This is a genomic window from Guyparkeria sp. (assembly GCF_041687595.1).
Taxonomy (GTDB): Bacteria; Pseudomonadota; Gammaproteobacteria; order Halothiobacillales; family Halothiobacillaceae; genus Guyparkeria.
In genome coordinates, this window is record NZ_JAWLBP010000002.1 from 1 (window position 1) to 16185 (window position 16185).

16 protein-coding genes are annotated in these 16185 nt (G+C 66.7%); 3 read left to right on the plus strand and 13 right to left on the minus strand.

The features are described from left to right. Nucleotides 1-162: 162 nt before the first annotated feature. The 9 genes from ccoS to ACESL5_RS00575 form a co-directional block, all read right to left on the minus strand. Nucleotides 163-396 (minus strand): cbb3-type cytochrome oxidase assembly protein CcoS, encoded by a 234-nt coding sequence (ccoS, locus tag ACESL5_RS00535; protein ID WP_372590827.1) that lies wholly within the window; start codon nt 394-396, stop codon nt 163-165. A 153-nt stretch (nt 397-549) separates the two neighbouring features. Beyond that, nucleotides 550-1464, minus strand: a complete 915-nt coding sequence (gene htpX / locus ACESL5_RS00540; protein WP_372590828.1) for a protease HtpX — start codon at nt 1462-1464, stop codon at nt 550-552. A gap of 188 nt (nt 1465-1652) precedes the next feature. Beyond that, a complete protein-coding gene (parC, locus tag ACESL5_RS00545; protein WP_411275690.1) occupies nt 1653-3890 on the minus strand; it encodes a DNA topoisomerase IV subunit A in 2238 nt (745 codons plus the stop codon). After that, nucleotides 3887-5008 carry an LPS export ABC transporter permease LptG gene (gene lptG / locus ACESL5_RS00550; RefSeq protein ID WP_372590830.1) on the minus strand — a complete coding sequence of 374 codons (1122 nt, stop codon included), beginning with the start codon at nt 5006-5008 and terminating at the stop codon, nt 3887-3889. The genes parC and lptG overlap by 4 nt, the downstream gene beginning before the upstream one ends. Then, a complete protein-coding gene (gene lptF / locus ACESL5_RS00555) occupies nt 4995-6086 on the minus strand; it encodes an LPS export ABC transporter permease LptF (protein WP_372590831.1) in 1092 nt (363 codons plus the stop codon). Before lptF ends, lptG begins: the two co-directional genes overlap by 14 nt. A gap of 4 nt (nt 6087-6090) precedes the next feature. Next, nucleotides 6091-7536: a tRNA 5-hydroxyuridine modification protein YegQ gene (yegQ, locus tag ACESL5_RS00560; RefSeq protein WP_372590832.1), complete on the minus strand. Its 1446-nt coding sequence runs from the start codon at nt 7534-7536 to the stop codon at nt 6091-6093. 149 nt (nt 7537-7685) lie between these two features. Then, nucleotides 7686-8303, minus strand: a complete 618-nt coding sequence (locus ACESL5_RS00565) for a pyridoxamine 5'-phosphate oxidase family protein (RefSeq protein WP_372590833.1) — start codon at nt 8301-8303, stop codon at nt 7686-7688. Between the two features lie 27 nt (nt 8304-8330). Beyond that, nucleotides 8331-8876, minus strand: a complete 546-nt coding sequence (locus tag ACESL5_RS00570; RefSeq protein ID WP_372590834.1) for a DsrE family protein — start codon at nt 8874-8876, stop codon at nt 8331-8333. Between the two features lie 186 nt (nt 8877-9062). Then, nucleotides 9063-9491 (minus strand): hypothetical protein, encoded by a 429-nt coding sequence (locus ACESL5_RS00575; RefSeq protein WP_372590835.1) that lies wholly within the window; start codon nt 9489-9491, stop codon nt 9063-9065. 126 nt (nt 9492-9617) lie between these two features. Here ACESL5_RS00575 and hemB point away from each other — a divergent pair, with 126 nt between their 5' ends. Next, the gene (hemB, locus tag ACESL5_RS00580; protein WP_372590836.1) at nt 9618-10628 is read left to right on the plus strand and encodes a porphobilinogen synthase; all 1011 of its coding nucleotides are present in this window, start codon (nt 9618-9620) and stop codon (nt 10626-10628) included. Here the strand turns inward: hemB and ACESL5_RS00585 are convergent. The 4 genes from ACESL5_RS00585 to ACESL5_RS00600 are packed head-to-tail and all read right to left on the minus strand — an operon-like array spanning nt 10604 to nt 14045. After that, nucleotides 10604-11224: a DUF2238 domain-containing protein gene (locus ACESL5_RS00585; protein WP_372590837.1), complete on the minus strand. Its 621-nt coding sequence runs from the start codon at nt 11222-11224 to the stop codon at nt 10604-10606. The two genes, hemB and ACESL5_RS00585, sit on opposite strands and share 25 nt — an antisense overlap. A 17-nt stretch (nt 11225-11241) precedes the next feature. Continuing rightward, nucleotides 11242-11679 carry a VOC family protein gene (locus ACESL5_RS00590; protein ID WP_372590838.1) on the minus strand — a complete coding sequence of 146 codons (438 nt, stop codon included), beginning with the start codon at nt 11677-11679 and terminating at the stop codon, nt 11242-11244. Between the two features lie 25 nt (nt 11680-11704). Next, nucleotides 11705-12694 carry a DUF697 domain-containing protein gene (locus ACESL5_RS00595; RefSeq protein ID WP_372590839.1) on the minus strand — a complete coding sequence of 330 codons (990 nt, stop codon included), beginning with the start codon at nt 12692-12694 and terminating at the stop codon, nt 11705-11707. 13 nt (nt 12695-12707) lie between these two features. Next, complete coding sequence (locus tag ACESL5_RS00600; protein WP_372590840.1) at nt 12708-14045, minus strand: YcjX family protein; 1338 nt, start codon at nt 14043-14045, stop codon at nt 12708-12710. Between the two features lie 275 nt (nt 14046-14320). Between ACESL5_RS00600 and ACESL5_RS00605 the strand changes: the two genes are divergently transcribed. Together ACESL5_RS00605 and ACESL5_RS00610 are read left to right on the plus strand one after the other, a co-directional pair. Further along, a complete protein-coding gene (locus ACESL5_RS00605; protein ID WP_372590841.1) occupies nt 14321-15355 on the plus strand; it encodes a cation diffusion facilitator family transporter in 1035 nt (344 codons plus the stop codon). 86 nt (nt 15356-15441) lie between these two features. Further along, complete coding sequence (locus tag ACESL5_RS00610; RefSeq protein WP_372590842.1) at nt 15442-16170, plus strand: sulfite exporter TauE/SafE family protein; 729 nt, start codon at nt 15442-15444, stop codon at nt 16168-16170. Nucleotides 16171-16185 lie beyond the last annotated feature (15 nt).

Sequence of the window (16185 nt, forward strand, 5' to 3'; positions counted from 1 at the left end):
AAGACGACGCTCAGGAAACTCAGCCACGAGAAAACGATCAGGCCGATGGTGAACGTGAAGGCAAAGTTGTCGAAACTGAACATTTCTTTCATTTGAGGCTCCTCCCTAAACTGCGGTCTATCGTAAACCACCCCCGGGGGAATGTCACTAGTCAGGCCGGGGTCATTCCCCGCGCCGTGCCTTGCCGTCCGAACCGACTCTCTCGTCCTCGTCCACCGGGGCATCGGGCTCTTCCTGGTTGGTGGGGATGCGCGGGTCATCGTCGTCCATGAGGATGCGGTGCGCCGGTCCCTCGAGATCTTCGTACTGGTTGTTGCGTATGGCCCAGAAGGCGGCCCACACCAGGCCCGCGACCACCAGCATGCTCAGCGGCACGAACAGAAACAGGACTTCCATCACGCTCCTCCGTTGCCGGGACGCTGCCCGGTCTGCTTTTCCCGAACCGGTCGGGGCCAACGAAAAAGGCCCGCACCGGGCGGGCCTTGGTTCCCGGCCCCTTGACCGGGATTTTCCCCGCCCGGAGACGGGGTTTCAAATCGCGGCGAGCAATCAGGCCATCTGGGCCTGACCGCTGGCCGCGCGCAGGGCCGCGATGCGCTCGTCGAGCGGCGGGTGCGACATGAACAGTCGACCGAAATTGCCGCCGCGGCCGAAGATGCCGAAGGCGGTCATCTGGGCCGGCATATCCGACGGGCGATCGTAGTTCAGCTTCAGCCGCTCGAGTGCGGCGATCATCTTCTCACGGCCGGCCAGGCGCGCACCGGCATCATCAGCCCGGAACTCGCGCTGACGAGAGAACCACATGACGATGGTGCTCGCCAGGATGCCGAAGACGATCTCGGCAACGATAGTGGTGACGAAGAAGCCGATGCCCGGCCCTTCCTCGTTCTTCAGCAGCACGCGATCGACGAAGAAGCCGACGATCCGCGCGAAGAAGATCACGAAGGTGTTCACCACGCCCTGGATCAGGGTCAGCGTGATCATGTCGCCGTTGGCGATGTGGCCAACCTCGTGGCCAAGCACGGCCTCGGCCTCATCACGCGTCATGCTCGACAACAGCCCGGTGGATACGGCGACCAGCGCCTTGTTGCGGCTCGCGCCGGTGGCGAAGGCGTTGATCTCGGGCGAGTCGTAGATCGCGACCTCCGGCATGCCGATCCCGACCTCGCGCGCCTGGCGCTGCACGGTCTCCACCAGCCAGCGCTCACCCTCGTTGCGCGGGGTTTCAATGACCTGCGCACCGACGCTCCGCTTGGCCATCCACTTGGAAATCAACAGCGAGATCAGCGAACCACCGAAGCCGAACACGGCGGCGAAGATCAGCGTGGCGGTCAGGTTGATGGTGCCCGCCTCGTAATCCATCGTCCGGCCGATGCCGAAGACGCTGGATATCACGAACCAGACGATCATCAGCACGACGATGACAGCCAGGTTGGTCAACAGGAACAAGCCGATGCGTTTCATCTCTACCTCTGGAGTTGGGTAACCGGGTTCAAGCTCTCGTGGCCGAGCAGGCGGCCGATACCCGAATCGCACGTCCGGGTCGCGGCAGAAGCCTAACCCAATCTGGGGTGCGACGCTCGGTTTTCAAGACGACTGCCTACCGAAATTTCAGACCACCGGGCGTGTCGGCGGTTCCCGGTCCGGCGGCGCTAGTCGCGCCGCTCGGCCTCGAGCGCATCCACGCGGGTAAGCCCGCGCGGCAGGCTGCGACCGCGGGTTGCCCGCTTGCCCCGGTAGAGCTCGATGTCGGCCGGCTTGACGGTCATGGTGCGTGCCCCGGCGGTTACCCGGAGGGCCTCGCCCTCGGCGAGAGCGGCCACATCGACGATCGTCGCCCCGCTCTTCAGTGCCACCAGCTTGTTGCCCTTGCCCTTGGCCATCACCGGCAGTTCCTCGGCGTCGATAACGAGCACGTGACCGTCGCTTGTCGCCACCGCCAGGCGGTCGAACCCCTTGCCCAGGGGCTCCGGCTTGCCGGGGGACTGCCCCTTGGGCAGGCTCAGCACCTTCTTGCCGGCCCGCTGACGACCGACCAGGTCCCCCATGGACGTAATGAAACCGAACCCGCCCGGCGACCACAGGAAGACCCGCTGCTCGGGCTCGCCGATGGCCAGGGCGGTGAAGTGCGCGCCCGACGGGGGACTGACCCGACCGGTGACCGGCTCACCCTGCCCCCGTGCCGACGGCAGCGTGTGGGTGGCCAGCGTGTAGGCCCGACCGGTGTCGTCGAACACTACCACCGGCTGGGTGGAACGTCCGGCGACATGGGCCTGGTAGCCATCCCCCGATTTGTAGGAAAGCGATTCCGGGTCGACGTCATGGCCCTTGGCCGCACGGATCCAGCCGTTGTGGCTCAGCACCACCGTGACCGGCTCGGCGGTCATCAGCCGGGTCTCGTCCAGCGGTTGGGCGGATTCGCGCGTGACCAGGCGCGACCGGCGGGCATCGCCGTACTCGGCGGCATCGGCGACCAGTTCGTCTCGCATCTTGCCGCGCAGGGCCTGCTCGTCGCCGAGCAGGGTGCGAATGCCCTCGGCCTCGTCGGACAACTCGGCCTGCTCTTTCTTGACCGCGATCTCCTCGATCTTCGCCAACTGGCGCAGCCGGATCTCGAGGATCGAGTCGGCCTGCAGCTCGGTCAGGTCGAATTTCGCGATCAGCTCGGCCTTGGGATCCTCGGCCTCGCGGATGATGGCGATCACCTCGTCGATGTTGAGGAACGCGATCAGCAATCCCGCCAGCACCTCCAGGCGCCTCTCGATCTTGGCCAGGCGCCATTCCAGCCGCCGCCGGATCGTCGCCTGGCGGAAGGCCAGCCACTCGGCGAGGATTTCCTTGAGGTTGAGCACCTGCGGGCGGCCGTCGGCAGTGATCACGTTCATGTTCACCCGGTAGCTCTTCTCGAGATCCGTGGTGGCGAACAGGTGCGCCATCAGCGCGTCGATGTCGACCTGGCGGCTTCTGGGCACGATCACCAGGCGCGTCGGCGACTCGTGATCGGATTCGTCGCGCAGGTCGGTGACCAGCGGCAGCTTCTTCGCCTGCATCTGCCCGGCGATCTGCTCGAGAACCTTGCTGCCCGAGACCTGGAACGGCAGCGCGGTGATGACGACCTGGCCGGACTCGATCTCGTACCTCGCCCGCTGGCGCACGTTGCCGGTGCCGTTCTCGTACATCTTGCGGATGTCTTCGGGCGGCGTGATGATCTCGCCCTCGGTGGGGAAGTCCGGCCCCTTCACGTGCTTGCACAGCGCGGCGACATCGGCCTCGGGGTTCTCGATCAGGGCCACGCAGGCATCGACCACCTCCTTGAGGTTGTGCGGGGGGATGTCGGTGGACAGCCCCACGGCGATGCCGGTCGAGCCGTTCAGGAGCACGTTGGGCAGGCGCGCGGGCAACAGCGACGGCTCCTTGAGCGTGCCGTCGAAGTTGTCGACCCAGTCGACCGTGCCCTGATCGGCCTCGGCCAGCAGGGTCTGTGCGTAGCGGGTCAGGCGCGATTCGGTGTAGCGCATCGCCGCGAAGGACTTCGGATCGTCCGGCGAGCCGAAGTTGCCCTGCCCGTCGATCAGCGGGTAGCGATACGAGAACGGCTGTGCCATCAGCACCATCGCCTCGTAGCAGGCCGAGTCGCCATGCGGGTGGTACTTGCCGAGCACGTCACCCACGGTCCGAGCCGACTTCTTGTGCTTGGCCAGCGCCGAGAGCCCCAGCTCGCTCATGGCGTAGACGATCCGGCGCTGCACGGGCTTGAGCCCGTCGGCGACGTGCGGCAGCGCCCGGTCGAGGATCACGTACATGGCGTAGTTGAGATACGCCTTCTCGGTGAAGGCGCCGATCGACTGGCTTTCGAAATCGTTGGTGCTCTGGTCTTCGAACATGGTCAGCCACTTGGGTGTTGCGGAACCGCCGCGGTGCGGCGGGATCGGGGAGTCGCCCGATACAGTGCCACGATTCCGGCCACGGAGAACAGGGCCGGCGGCAGGATGGTGCTCAGGATGGGCGAAATCCCGTAGGCGGGAGCGAGCGCCGTGACGATCTGGGTCAGCGTCATGTAGGCCACGCCCAAGATGATCGCGATGAACAGCCAGCGCCCCGCCGAGCCGCCACGCTGGGCGACGAAGACGAACGGCAATGTCACCAGCAGCATCGCCAGCACGGAGACCGGCTGGACCACCCTCGCCCACATCGCCGTGGCGTAGACCGCCGCGTCGAGGTCATTGCGCTCGAGGTAGCCGACGTACTCGGACAACTGTGCGACGTTCATGTAGCGGGGATTGAGCGCCACGATCTCGAGGATCTGGCGATCGAACAGCGGCTCGTTCTCCAGCGCGGTGTGCCGACTCACCTCGAGCGGCAGTTCAGGATCGGCGATCGGCATCCGCGTGTCGACCACGCCTTCCATTTTCCAGTTCTCGCCCCCTTCGCTCTGCGCCCGTTGTGCCTGGATCACTCGTTCGGGCAGGCCTTCCGGGGACAACTGGAACACGCGAACCCCGGTGACATGGCCATCGACCAGGGCGCGCTCGACATTGATGATCCGGTCGCCGTTACGGAGCCACAGCCCGGTGGCCAGGTCCGTGCTGACTTCCTCCTCCTGTGCCGAGGCCCGCATGCTGTGGGCCTCGGCCTGCCCCCAGGCGCCGATGGTCTCGCCCATCAGTGTGCCCAGCGCGGCGAGGAGCACGCCGGCGACCAGCACCGGGCGCGCCAGTCGCAGCAGCGACATGCCGGTCGCCCGCATCACGGTCAGCTCCGAGTGCGCCGCGAGACCACCGAGGCTCAGGAGACCCCCGACCAGCACGGTGACCGGAAACAGCTCGTAGAGATACCCGGGCAGGCTCATGCCCACGAACATCATCGCCTGCCACAGGGTGTAGTCGGGGCCGATCTTGCTGGCCTCATCGATCATGCCGAACACGAGGATCAGAACGGCGAAGGCGGCCGATGCCGCCAGCCCGCCGGTCACCACATGGCGCACCAGGTAACGGTCAAGCGTGTTCACGGCGAAGCATCCATTGTCGTTTCAAGCGTCCCCAGCCTCCCCTGGCCGACCAGAACAGCAGGCCCCACAGCAGCAGGAACAGACCGTGGGCGATCAGCAACCCGCCGAACAGTCCCACGCTGTCATCCTCGATCTGGTCCGAGACCAGCGGAATCACGTTGAAGTACAGGGCATAGATCAGGAAGGCCCAGAAGAGCCGGCCATACCGACCGCTGCGAGGCGGGGCCTGGGCCAGCGGGATGGCGATCAGGACCAGCACCAGCGCGATAATGCCCTGCGAGATGCGTTCGAAGAGGTCGGCCCGGTCGTCCGGTCTTCCCGAGGTCCACAGCTCGCCCGACGTGCGCACGGTGGCCTGGCCGTCGTCCTCGTCGACCTGTCCCGGCAGGCGAATGAGGTGACGCTCGTAGTCCAGCCGGTTCCAGTCGGACTGGCCGATGGCCCCGCCGATACGCCGACCGTCCTGGAGCGCGATGTAGCGCTGCCCATCCTCCTCCACTATCACGCCCGTCGGCGCGCTCTCGACGGCGACCGAGCCGTCCTCCGACTCGTCGAACACGAAGATGCGGCGATGCGTGCCGTTCTCGACCCCGCCGACGTAGGCCACCAACCGACCCTCGTTGGCCTCGATGAACCGTCCGACCGGCACCTGCTGGCCGACATAGTCGGACTGGGCGGTCTCCACCATGCGATCACGCGCCTGCTCGGCCATCGGCCAGCCGAACAGGGACACCCAGCCGGTGAACAGGGCCAGCGGCACGGCCACCGGCAGGAGCGCGCCGGTGATGCGCCACAGGCCGAAGCCGCTACTACGGATGATGGTCTGCTCGCTGTCCCGGTTGAGCCGGCCGAGCGCGAACATCAGTCCGATGAACAGCGCCACCGGAAAGACGTACATCAGCATCTTCACCAGGTTGAAGCCCAGGAGCACCGGCACGAGGTTGGCGGGCAGGGTCCCGTCGGCGGCCAGCGACAGGGCGCGTGCCAGGAGGTTGGTGGCCATGATCAGCATCAGGACGATGGCCACCGCCGAGATGGAAATCAGCGCTTCCCTGCGAAGATACCGAGCCAGGATCACGCGGTCAGTCGGCCAGGTTGCGGGCGATCAGCCCATAGCGAAGCCGGTCGCCGAAGTCCTGCGCCCCCTCCGGCAGGCGCAGGCGCACCTGCCAGCCACTTCCGGGCGCCTCGTCCAGCGGCTGGCCTTCCAGCGTCTGCATCTCGACGAGCTGATCGACCCGGTTGCCGTCCGGCAGCAGGAAGGTGATTTCGTCGCCCACCTTGATCTTGTTCTTGATGTCGACCTGCGCCCAGTCGCCATCGACTTCGCTGATCTCGCCGACGAACTGCTGCTGACGGCTCTTGGAGACGCCCTCGATGTAGTTCTGGTACTCCTGCGTGTGATGGCGCTTGTAGAAACCGTCCGTGTAGCCGCGATTGGCGAGGTTGTCGAGATCGGCGATCAGCTCCTCGTTGAACGGCCGGCCGGCCATGGCATCGTCGATCGCCTGGCGGTAGACCTGCGCGGTGCGGGCGACGTAGTAGTGCGACTTGGTACGCCCCTCGATCTTGAGGCAGTCCACACCGATGTCGACCAGCGCCTGGACGTGCTCGACGGCGCGCAGGTCGCGCGAGTTGAGGATGTAGGTGCCGTGCTCGTCCTCCTCGATCGGCATCTGCTCACCGGGGCGACTCTTCTCCTCGAGCAGATATACCTGATCGGCCAGCGGGTGGCGTTCCTGGTCACCCATGGCGCCATCCGTCATCGGGTTGGCGGCATTGAGCGCATCCAGCGAGATGGGTTGTTCCTGGGGCTGCTCCTGGGGCTTCTCGTCGGCCGGCTCCGGGCGCACCACGCCCGAGATGTCCTCGCTGGCCTGCTGGGGGGTGTATTCCCAGCGACAGGCGTTGGTGCAGGTGCCCTGGTTCGGGTCGCGGTGGTTGAAGTAGCCCGAGAGCAGGCAGCGCCCGGAATAGGCGATGCACAGCGCACCGTGGACGAATACCTCGAGCTCCATGTTCGGGCATTTCTCGCGGATCTCGCGGATCTCGTCGAGCGACAGTTCGCGAGAGAGAATCACGCGGGTGACACCCACCGACTCCCAGAACTTCACCGTCGCCCAGTTGACCGTGTTCGCCTGCACCGACAGGTGGATGGGCATCTCGGGGAAGGCCTCGCGCACCATCATGATCAGGCCGGGATCGGCCATGATGAAGGCGTCCGGCTTCATCGCGACGATGGGTTCCATGTCGCGGATAAAGGTCTTCAACTTGCTGTTGTGCGGCGAGAGGTTGACCGTGACGAAGAACTGCTTGCCCGCGGCGTGCGCCTCCTCGATACCGATGCGCAGGTTGTCTTCGAGGAAGTCGTTGTTCCGCGCACGCAGGCTGTAGCGCGGCAGGCCGGCGTAGACTGCATCCGCGCCGTAGGCGAAGGCGTAGCGCATGGATTTCAGCGTCCCGGCCGGGGACAGGAGCTCGGGCGCCTTGCGACGTCCCGACGGGCTCTGGCTGGAGGCCTGTGTCATGGTGGGCTCCACGAAAATCGGGTTTGGCGCGCGATTCTAACAGGTTGACCGGAAAGCACCTCGCCAGAGGTCAGAGGGGATGGTGCGATCGTCAACGGCGGAGCCAACCCGTGACGTTTCCGATCTCTGATTTCTTCCCTCCGACTTCTTCAGTAGAGCGTCCGTTGCTGCCGCTCGTCCAGCCCGTCGTCGTAAGCCTCGGCCCGAATGGTGGAATCCGGCACGCCGGCCAGCATCTCCCCCGGCGTGGGGGTCGCTGCCGCCAGTTCGCGGGTCTCCGGGTCCCAGAGCTTCGCCCGCAGCACGGCACGGGCGCACTGGAAGAACACCGTCTCGACCTCGACGACGATCACGCACTTCGGCGGCTTGCCGTGCATCGCCGTGCGCTCGAGGAGATCCGGATCGGTGGTGATGCGGGCCCGGCCGTTAACGCGCAGGGTCTCGCTCTTGCCGGGCACCAGGAACAGCAGCCCAACCCGCGGGTCGGCGATCAGGTTCCGCAGGCTGTCGATTCGGTTGTTGCCCTTGCGCTCGGGTAGGGCCAGGTGCTTCTCGTCGATCACCTCGACGAAACCGGCCGGATCCCCGCGCGGCGTGCAGTCGAGGCCACCGGGCCCGGCGGTGGCCATCAGGTAGAAGGGCGAGGCCTCGATCATCTGCCGGTAGACCGGCACGATGCGGTCGACCTCCTTCTTGATCGCCGCCTCGCCCGGCGGGTCGAACAGGGCCTCGAGCTCCGTGAGCGAGGTGATCTGGTGTTCGTCCAAGTGGCCTCCTTCAGCCGCGATGCCAGGTCAGCGAATCGACTCCAGCGACTGCGTGCGCACGAAGACCTCCGGCTTGATCACCGCGTAACCCTGCTGCTGGTAGTGCACCAGGTCGGTGAACGCCGACGGCACGATGGTGATGAAGTCCTGAAAGTCCTCGGGCGCGTAGTCGTAGTCCTGTGCCGCCAGCGCGCAGACATGGAAATCCACGCCCAGCTGCTTGTAGTAGCGCATGCGCGCAACCGCGTCAGCGTACTGTTCCTCGTTCTTCTTCGCCACCGTGACGATCTCGGTGCCGTGGATGATCACGACGATGTCCATGTCCAGCCCCGGGTCCATGTTGTAAGGGCTGGCCTGCAGGGGATTGATCAGCGAACGGATCCAGTAGAGCGCGGCATTGATCTTCTGCGGATCGTCCAGATAGAAGTCGTAGACCACCCGCGGCGGTTCGTATTCCGGGGTGATCACCTGGGCCTCTGCCCAGGCGGCGGACGACGCCCCCAGCAGCCAAAGCATGACCCCCAGCACACCCATCGCCGCTCCGCGTCTGCATTGCTCTGCCAAGCGTTTCATGACCTGCCCTCCCCTGATGACGGGCCTGGATGACCGCGCTTGAACCCATCGGCACGCGGCGGGGTGGCCCGGAAACCCCGCAGGGGGGCATCGGATCAACGCCCCCCTTCATTTCAAGCGTAGGCCATGTCCGGAGGGATATCGCCGGCAAAACAGCGCCTTGCCACCAGTCGGCGTCCGGGACGACTACGACTCGTCCGACCGGACACGACGACAGATCGGGGTGGCATCGGGGTTCTCGACCGCATCGGCGATCCGGGAGACGAAGTCGCCCAGCTCGTCGGCGCTGAGTACCGACAGCATCCGGCTCATCATCGAGGGACTGACCTCGGCAAAGGTCGACCGTCCGTCGCCCAGTTGCACCCAGACCCCGGCGGATACCTCGGCATCCGCCTCGCCGCTGGCGAACAGCTCCGCCTCGGCAGCCTGCGTCTCCTCCTCGTACCACTCCTCGATCTGATCGAGCAGGTCCTCGTCGGTGTCGTCGGGGATCGAGATGGTGGTCGCCTCCTCGGCGATGGGATCCTCGGCCACCCTCACCTCGAGACCCAGCCCTTCCAGCCGCTTGATGAAGCCGGCACCGCGGTCCGGGGTCAGAAAGGTGAATTCGTACATGGGTCTCGCCTCCGGGTAGTCAGTGATCTCTCGCGCCGGCCGCCGGCGGATGCCTGGCCACCGGGCGCGAACCGTTTGGTATCCTAAACGATCAACCCATGCCCATTCATCACCCGGAGCCCGACAATGACGTTCTCGCGCGCCTATCCCGCCCATCGGCCACGCCGCATGCGGCGCGACGCCTTCAGCCGTCGCCTGATGCAGGAGAACACGGTTTCGACCAACGACCTGATCCTGCCGGTGTTCGTGCTCGAGGACCCGAACGGGCGCGAGCCGGTCGAGTCCATGCCGGGCGTGGAGCGGCTGGGTATCGAGAACCTCTCGCGGCTCGCCGAGCAGGCGCTGGAACTGGGCATCCCCGTACTCGCCCTGTTCCCGGTCACGCCGCAGGAGGCCAAGTCCGAGCACGCCGAGGCCGCCTATGCCCCGGACGGGCTGGTCCAGCGTACCGTGCGCGCACTCAAGGAACGCTTCCCGGAACTGGGGATCATGACCGACGTCGCCCTGGACCCCTACACCACCCACGGGCAGGACGGCATCATCGACGCGAACGGCTACGTGCTCAACGACGAGACCGTCGAGGTGCTGGTCCGACAGGCCGAGTCACATGCCGAGGCCGGCGCGGACATCGTCGCCCCCTCGGACATGATGGACGGACGCATCGGCGCGATCCGCGACAATCTCGAGGCGAAGGGACACATTTACACCCGCATCATGGCCTACAGCGCCAAGTACGCCTCGCATTTCTACGGCCCCTTCCGCGACGCGGTGGGCTCGGCGGCCAACCTCGGCAAGGCCGACAAGACGACCTACCAGATGGACCCGGCCAACGGCAGCGAGGCCATCCACGAGGTCTCCGCCGATCTCGCCGAGGGCGCGGACATGGTGATGGTCAAGCCGGGCATGCCCTACCTGGATGTCATCTACCGCGTGAAGCAGCGACTCGAGGTGCCGACCTTCGCCTATCACGTCTCCGGCGAGTACGCGATGCTCAAGGCCGCCGCCGAGCGCGGCTGGCTCGACTGGGACACCTGCATCATGGAAACCATGACCAGCTTCAAGCGGGCGGGTGCCGACGGCGTGCTCACCTACGCGGCGATGGACATCGCCCGTCAGTTGCGCTCGGAAAGCGCCTGAATCTGACGGGTCTGCCAACGCGAGAAGGCAAGCAGCCCGACAATCGCGCCCAGCAGGGCAAAGCCCATGTCGGACTGGGCATCCCAGGGGTCACCCTGGGTGCCGAGGAACTCGACCGCCCCACCCCCGGCCACCACCGCCACACCCCACTCGATCAGCTCGTAGACGGCACTTACGGTCATCGCGACGCAGACCGCGAGAAACCCGACCATCCTCGGTCCGCGGGCGAAATGCCCACGGATCAGTATCTCGCGGGCCAGCAGTGCCGGCACCAACCCCTGGAACAGATGCCCGATCTTGTCGTAGGGGTTGCGCTCCAAGTCGAACCAGCCCTGGATCTCGAAGCCCAGCGGCACGCGGGCGTAGCTGTAGGCCCCGCCGTAGATCAGCACCAGCGCGTGCAGGAAGACGAACCCGTAGAGCATCGGTGTGAGCGGGAAGCGCTTGCGAGTGAACCACAGGATCGGCAGCGCCATCGCCGCCGGGGCGACTTCGAGCAGCCAGGTGGCACGATCGTAGGGGGCGACGCCCGAGACCAGCAACGCGGCGAGGACAAGCAGGGTCCCGCCAATCAGCAGCCAGGGAGCCTCCTTCATCGGCTTCGACTCTCCGGTCAACCGTCCGACCCCGGTGCAAGCGACACGTTGCCCGCCGTGTCCAGTTCCCAGAACGGGTTGTGGGCCACTTCCCAGAGATGCGCGTCCGGGTCGGCGAAGTAGCCCGAGTAGCCACCCCAGAACGCCGCCTGCCCCGGCTTCACGATCCGCCCGCCGGCCCGTTCGGCCTCGGCAAGCACCGCATCGACTTCCTCCCGCCGGCGCACGTTGTGCGCCAGGGCGATCCCGGCAAAGCCGCTGCCCTCGGCCGATACCCCGGCATCGTTCGCCAGTTCGTCACGCGGGTAGAGCGCCAGGATGAGGCCGTTGAGCTGGAAGAACACGACCTGCGCCTCGGCTTGACCGACCGTCCATCCGAGGCCCGTCTCGTAGAAGGCCCGTGAACGGGACAGATCGGCCACGCCCAGGGTAATCACGCTCAAACGCTGTTCCATCCCCTGCCCTCCCGATGATTACTGGCTACCGGGTCGACGAGGATCGCTCGCGGATCGCGCCGAGGATCAGTTTCGCTAGGTTGCGGTCGACCAGCGGCTTGTGCTCCGGGGCGATTCGCGAGGCCCGCATCGCCTGGCGACCGATGCGCAGCGAATACAGCGCGACGGCCACGCCCTGCCCGGCCCGGGCGCCGAGGTTGACCATAAGATTGGACGCCCAGCCCTCGCTGGCCGAGTCGAGCACGGTCTCGGTGGCCGAGGCGAAGGCCATGTTCTGCAAGATCATCCGGTAGAGCCGCCAACGGGCGGGGAAGGAGAGTTGCAGGCCGTAGATGCGGGCGATGGCATTGACCATCCGCGCGTTGCGCCAGGCGACCAGGAGCAGATCCAGCGCCGGCCAGGGACTGGCGGCGATGAACAGGCCGGTGCGGACGACCTCGCGGTGGATCAGGGCGCGGGCCCGCTCGTCCTGCGCGGCGTAGCCCCGTTCGAGTGCGGCGACCAGCTCGGTGGCATGGCTGCCGGCATCGATGCCCAGCAGGTTCTCCTCGAAGCTGCGGCGCGCGGGATTGGCACGCAACAGGTGCTCCGCCTCCTCCCGCAGCTCGACCACGGCCTGCCCCACCTCGCCTTCGCGCTCGGCCTCGGCCAGCCGCCGGTTGAGCCGGGTGATGGCATCGATCTGGTGGCGCTGCTGCCAGGCCCGGAACGTCAGCAGAAGCCCGGCCCCGCCGATCAGCGTCCCGATGACGAATATCCCCCAGCCCAGCCCGTAATGGATGCCGTGCCCCCAGTGGATGGCCTCGAGCCAGTTGATCGCCAGCCAGGTGACGGTGATCGCCGCAAGCAGGGTCGCCAGCCAGGGGAAGCGCCGCGGCTCGAGCAACTCGCTGCCCGGGCCCTCGCCGGGGTCGGAGTCGTACAGGGCCTCGGGGTCGATGTCCGGCACGGCCTCGCCCTGCGCATGGATGCGGGTGGCGAGGTGGCCGTCGCGGGGTTTCTGGCCATCGGTCATGAAGAATCTCCGTTCAGTGCTCGCCGATGAGGAAGTCCAGCAGCGTATCCACGCGCCGCCCCGGGAAGGTACGCGCCCGGTCCAGCCCCGCCGGCGGGGCAAGCGTGGGCAGGTCGTCGATGGCGAGGTTGAGATCGTGCGGCATCTGCTCGGGAATCGACGGCGGCGTGAAGGCGATCTTCTGCCAGCTGCTCTTCTCCACGCCCACCAGCATCGGCCGACCACGGGCATCCTCCCTCGGCTGGGCCGCGGTCACCGCCGAGACGGCGAACAGTCGCAGCTCGATGTCCTTGCCGGCCAGCTGCTGGGTCAACTCGAACAGGTAGCTGTCGAGCAGCCGGGTCAGCCGCGCCTGGTCGGCGGGCAGCAGGTGGTCGATCTGGGTGGCGACGATCGCCACGCGCCGGATGCGGCGGCGGAACAGGTTCGAAAGCCAGCCCTCGCTGCGGTAACGAAACGGTTCGAGGATGGCCTCCAGGGCCGCACGCATGTCCGCCAGCGCCGACTGGCCGCTGCGCAACGCCCCGAGCAGGTCGACCAGGATCACCTGGGCATCCAGCCGGCCGAAATGTGACTCGAAAAAGGGCCGCGCGATCTTTTCGCGGTAGTACTCGAAATGAGTCCGGCAAACCTGACCCCAGGAGCCGTCCGGGTCGTCCTGCCCCGTGGCATGCAACATCGCCGGCAACGGCAGGAAGGGCATGGCCTCGGGGTCGTAGTCACCCCCGGGCATCAGCCAGCGACCGGGCAGGTTGCGCGACAGCCGGTGCGGCGGGAGACGACTGTCCGCGAGCATCATCGACCAGCGCGCGGTAAGCTCCCGCATCCGCGCCTCGTCGACCGGCTCGCCCGGGTCGATCGCGGCGAGGTCGTCGAGCAGTCCGGGGGCGATATGGCGGCGAGGGCTGCGCGAGAGCCAGTCGACCCAGTGGCGCGTGTAGTCATCGAACCCCCAGTCGAGCAGCGACAGGTCCAGCAGCCATTCGCCGGGGTAGTCGAACAGCTCGAGGCAGCGTCGGCGCGGGCGCAGCGAGTACCAGCGGCGGTCGTAGTCCAGCGTGATGCGGGCAATGGACCAGTCACGGGTGGACTCGGGCCAGCTCGGCGGCTCGGCGGTCAGGGCGGTCAAGGCATGGTCGTAGTCGAAGGCCCGCTCGTACTCGCGCTGCCAGCGACCGTGGCGGATCGCCGCCAGCCCCGGTTGTGCGTCCATCGCCCCGCGACGGGCGTTTTCCAGGTGGTTGATGATCGCCGTGATCAGGGTGGACTTGCCGGCGCCCGACAGTCCGGTGATGCCGATACGCATCACCGGGCAACTGGTGGCGGACTTGGGACGGTCTTCGTGGGCCATCGACGGGCATCCTTCTCCGGGGCGCGGGTATCGCTTGATGGTAGACGACTCCGTCCCCCGCCCCAAGCCGCGGAGGCGCCGAGGGACATACCGAAAGAACAAGGGGCTGGCAGTCCCCGGCGGGGTGGATTAAAATAGGACTAATCCGGTTCCCTATTAGTCTTGCCTAACTTCTCCCCGCCCCCAAGAGCCGGGGAGATTGCACGACCCGACCACGACGAGGTTGCGGGAGCCGACGACACTCGATGACAGCGGGCATAAATCGATAACAGCTCATGCCGATTCCACACGCCAAACTGCTGCGCATGGTCACCACCGCCTCGGTGACGCTGGCCATGACGCTGATCGCGCTGAAGCTCGCCGCGACCATCACCACCAACTCGGTGAGCATGCTCGCCTCGCTGATCGACTCGACCATGGACCTGCTGGCCTCGCTGGTCACCCTGGTGGCCGTGCGCATCGCGCTCCAGCCACCCGACGAAGATCACCGCTACGGACACGGCAAGGCCGAGCCGCTGGCCGCCCTGGCCCAGGCGACGTTCATCGCGGGTTCGGGCGTGTTCCTTCTGGTCGAGGCGCTCAACCGGCTCATCCGCCCACAGGATATCGACGCGGTGAACTGGGGCGTGGCGGTGATGATCTTCTCGATGATCGCCACGCTTGCACTGATCACCTTCCAGCGTTACGTGATTCGCAAGACACGCTCGCCGGCGATCAAGGCCGACGCCTCGCACTACAGCATGGATTTCCTGGTCAACGCCTCGACCATCGCGGTGCTGATCCTCGCCGGTTACGGCCTGAACTGGCTCGACCCGGTTTTCGGCGCGGCCGTGGGCGGCTTCGTCCTCTACAGTGCCTGGAAGGTCGGACGCGAGGCGCTCGACCACCTGATGGACCGCGAGGTGCTGGACGGCACCGAGTTGCGCGTCGCCCAGATCGTCTCATCGCATCCGTCCGTCCACGCGGTCGACCAGATCCGTACGCGGATGGCGGGGCGAACCATGATCATCCAGCTGTACCTGTACCTGGATAATCACATCGACCTCAACCGCGCCCACCAGATCGGCGACGAGGTCGAGGCCCGGCTGCTGCGCACCTTCCCCGGGGCCGACGTGATGATCCACGAGGAACCGCTGAGCGCCTGGGAGCCGGGACGCGGCCCCTCGCCGATGCGCATCGAGCCGCTCACCGCCCGGCGCCCGCGCGCCGGCCAGTGCGATACCTGCCGCGACCTGACCGACACCCGGCCGAGCTTCTGGCGGCGCATCGCCGCCGCCTGGCCGCGACTCCGGATCGGCTCGCGCTCCTGATCGAGGCTCCTGCCGCACCCCCGGGCCAATAGCCCGGGAAGCCGGCAGCACGACGCCCTTCACCGCTTCCCCAACGAGGTACCCGGTTGAGCGACATCACCCTCTGGCAGATCCTGCTGGCCAACCTGGCCATCTTCGCCGGCGCCTTCCTCCAGGGGCTCGCCGGCTACGGGATCGGCACGCTCTCCGCGCCGTTGCTGTTCCTGATCAGCCCACTGTTCCTTCCCGGTCCGCTGATCCTCAACGCCGTGCTGCTCACGTTGCTGATCCTGTGGCGCAGCCGGGCGGCGCTGTCCTTCCGCCAGGTGCGGTTCGCCATCGGCGGCGACATCGTCGGCACGATCCTGGCGGTGGGCACGCTGGCCGTGCTGACCACGCGCGGGTTCGACCTGGCGTTCGGCACCCTGATTCTCCTGGCGGTCATCCTGAGCGTGGTCGGACTGCGCCCCCGCCTGTCGGCGCGCAACAGCGTGGTCGCCGGAGCGGCCTCCGGATACATGGGAACCATCACGGCCGTGGGCGGCCCGCCGATCGCGCTGATCTACCAGAACGAGAACGGCCCGCTGGTGCGGGCCAACCTGTCGGCCTTTTTCCTGTTCGCCAGTTCCGCCAGCGCGGTGGCCCTGTTCTTTTCCGGGTTCATCGGCACGCGGGAGTTGCAACTGTTCGCGGCCATGCTTCCCGGCATGCTGGTGGGCTTCTACGCCTCCGGGCACCTGGTCAACCGCGTGCCCTTCGACGCGCTGCGACCGGTGATCCTCGGGATCGCGGCGGTCGCCGGCATTACCGCCATCGTCAAGGGGCTGCTGCCCTGACGGGCCAACCAGCCT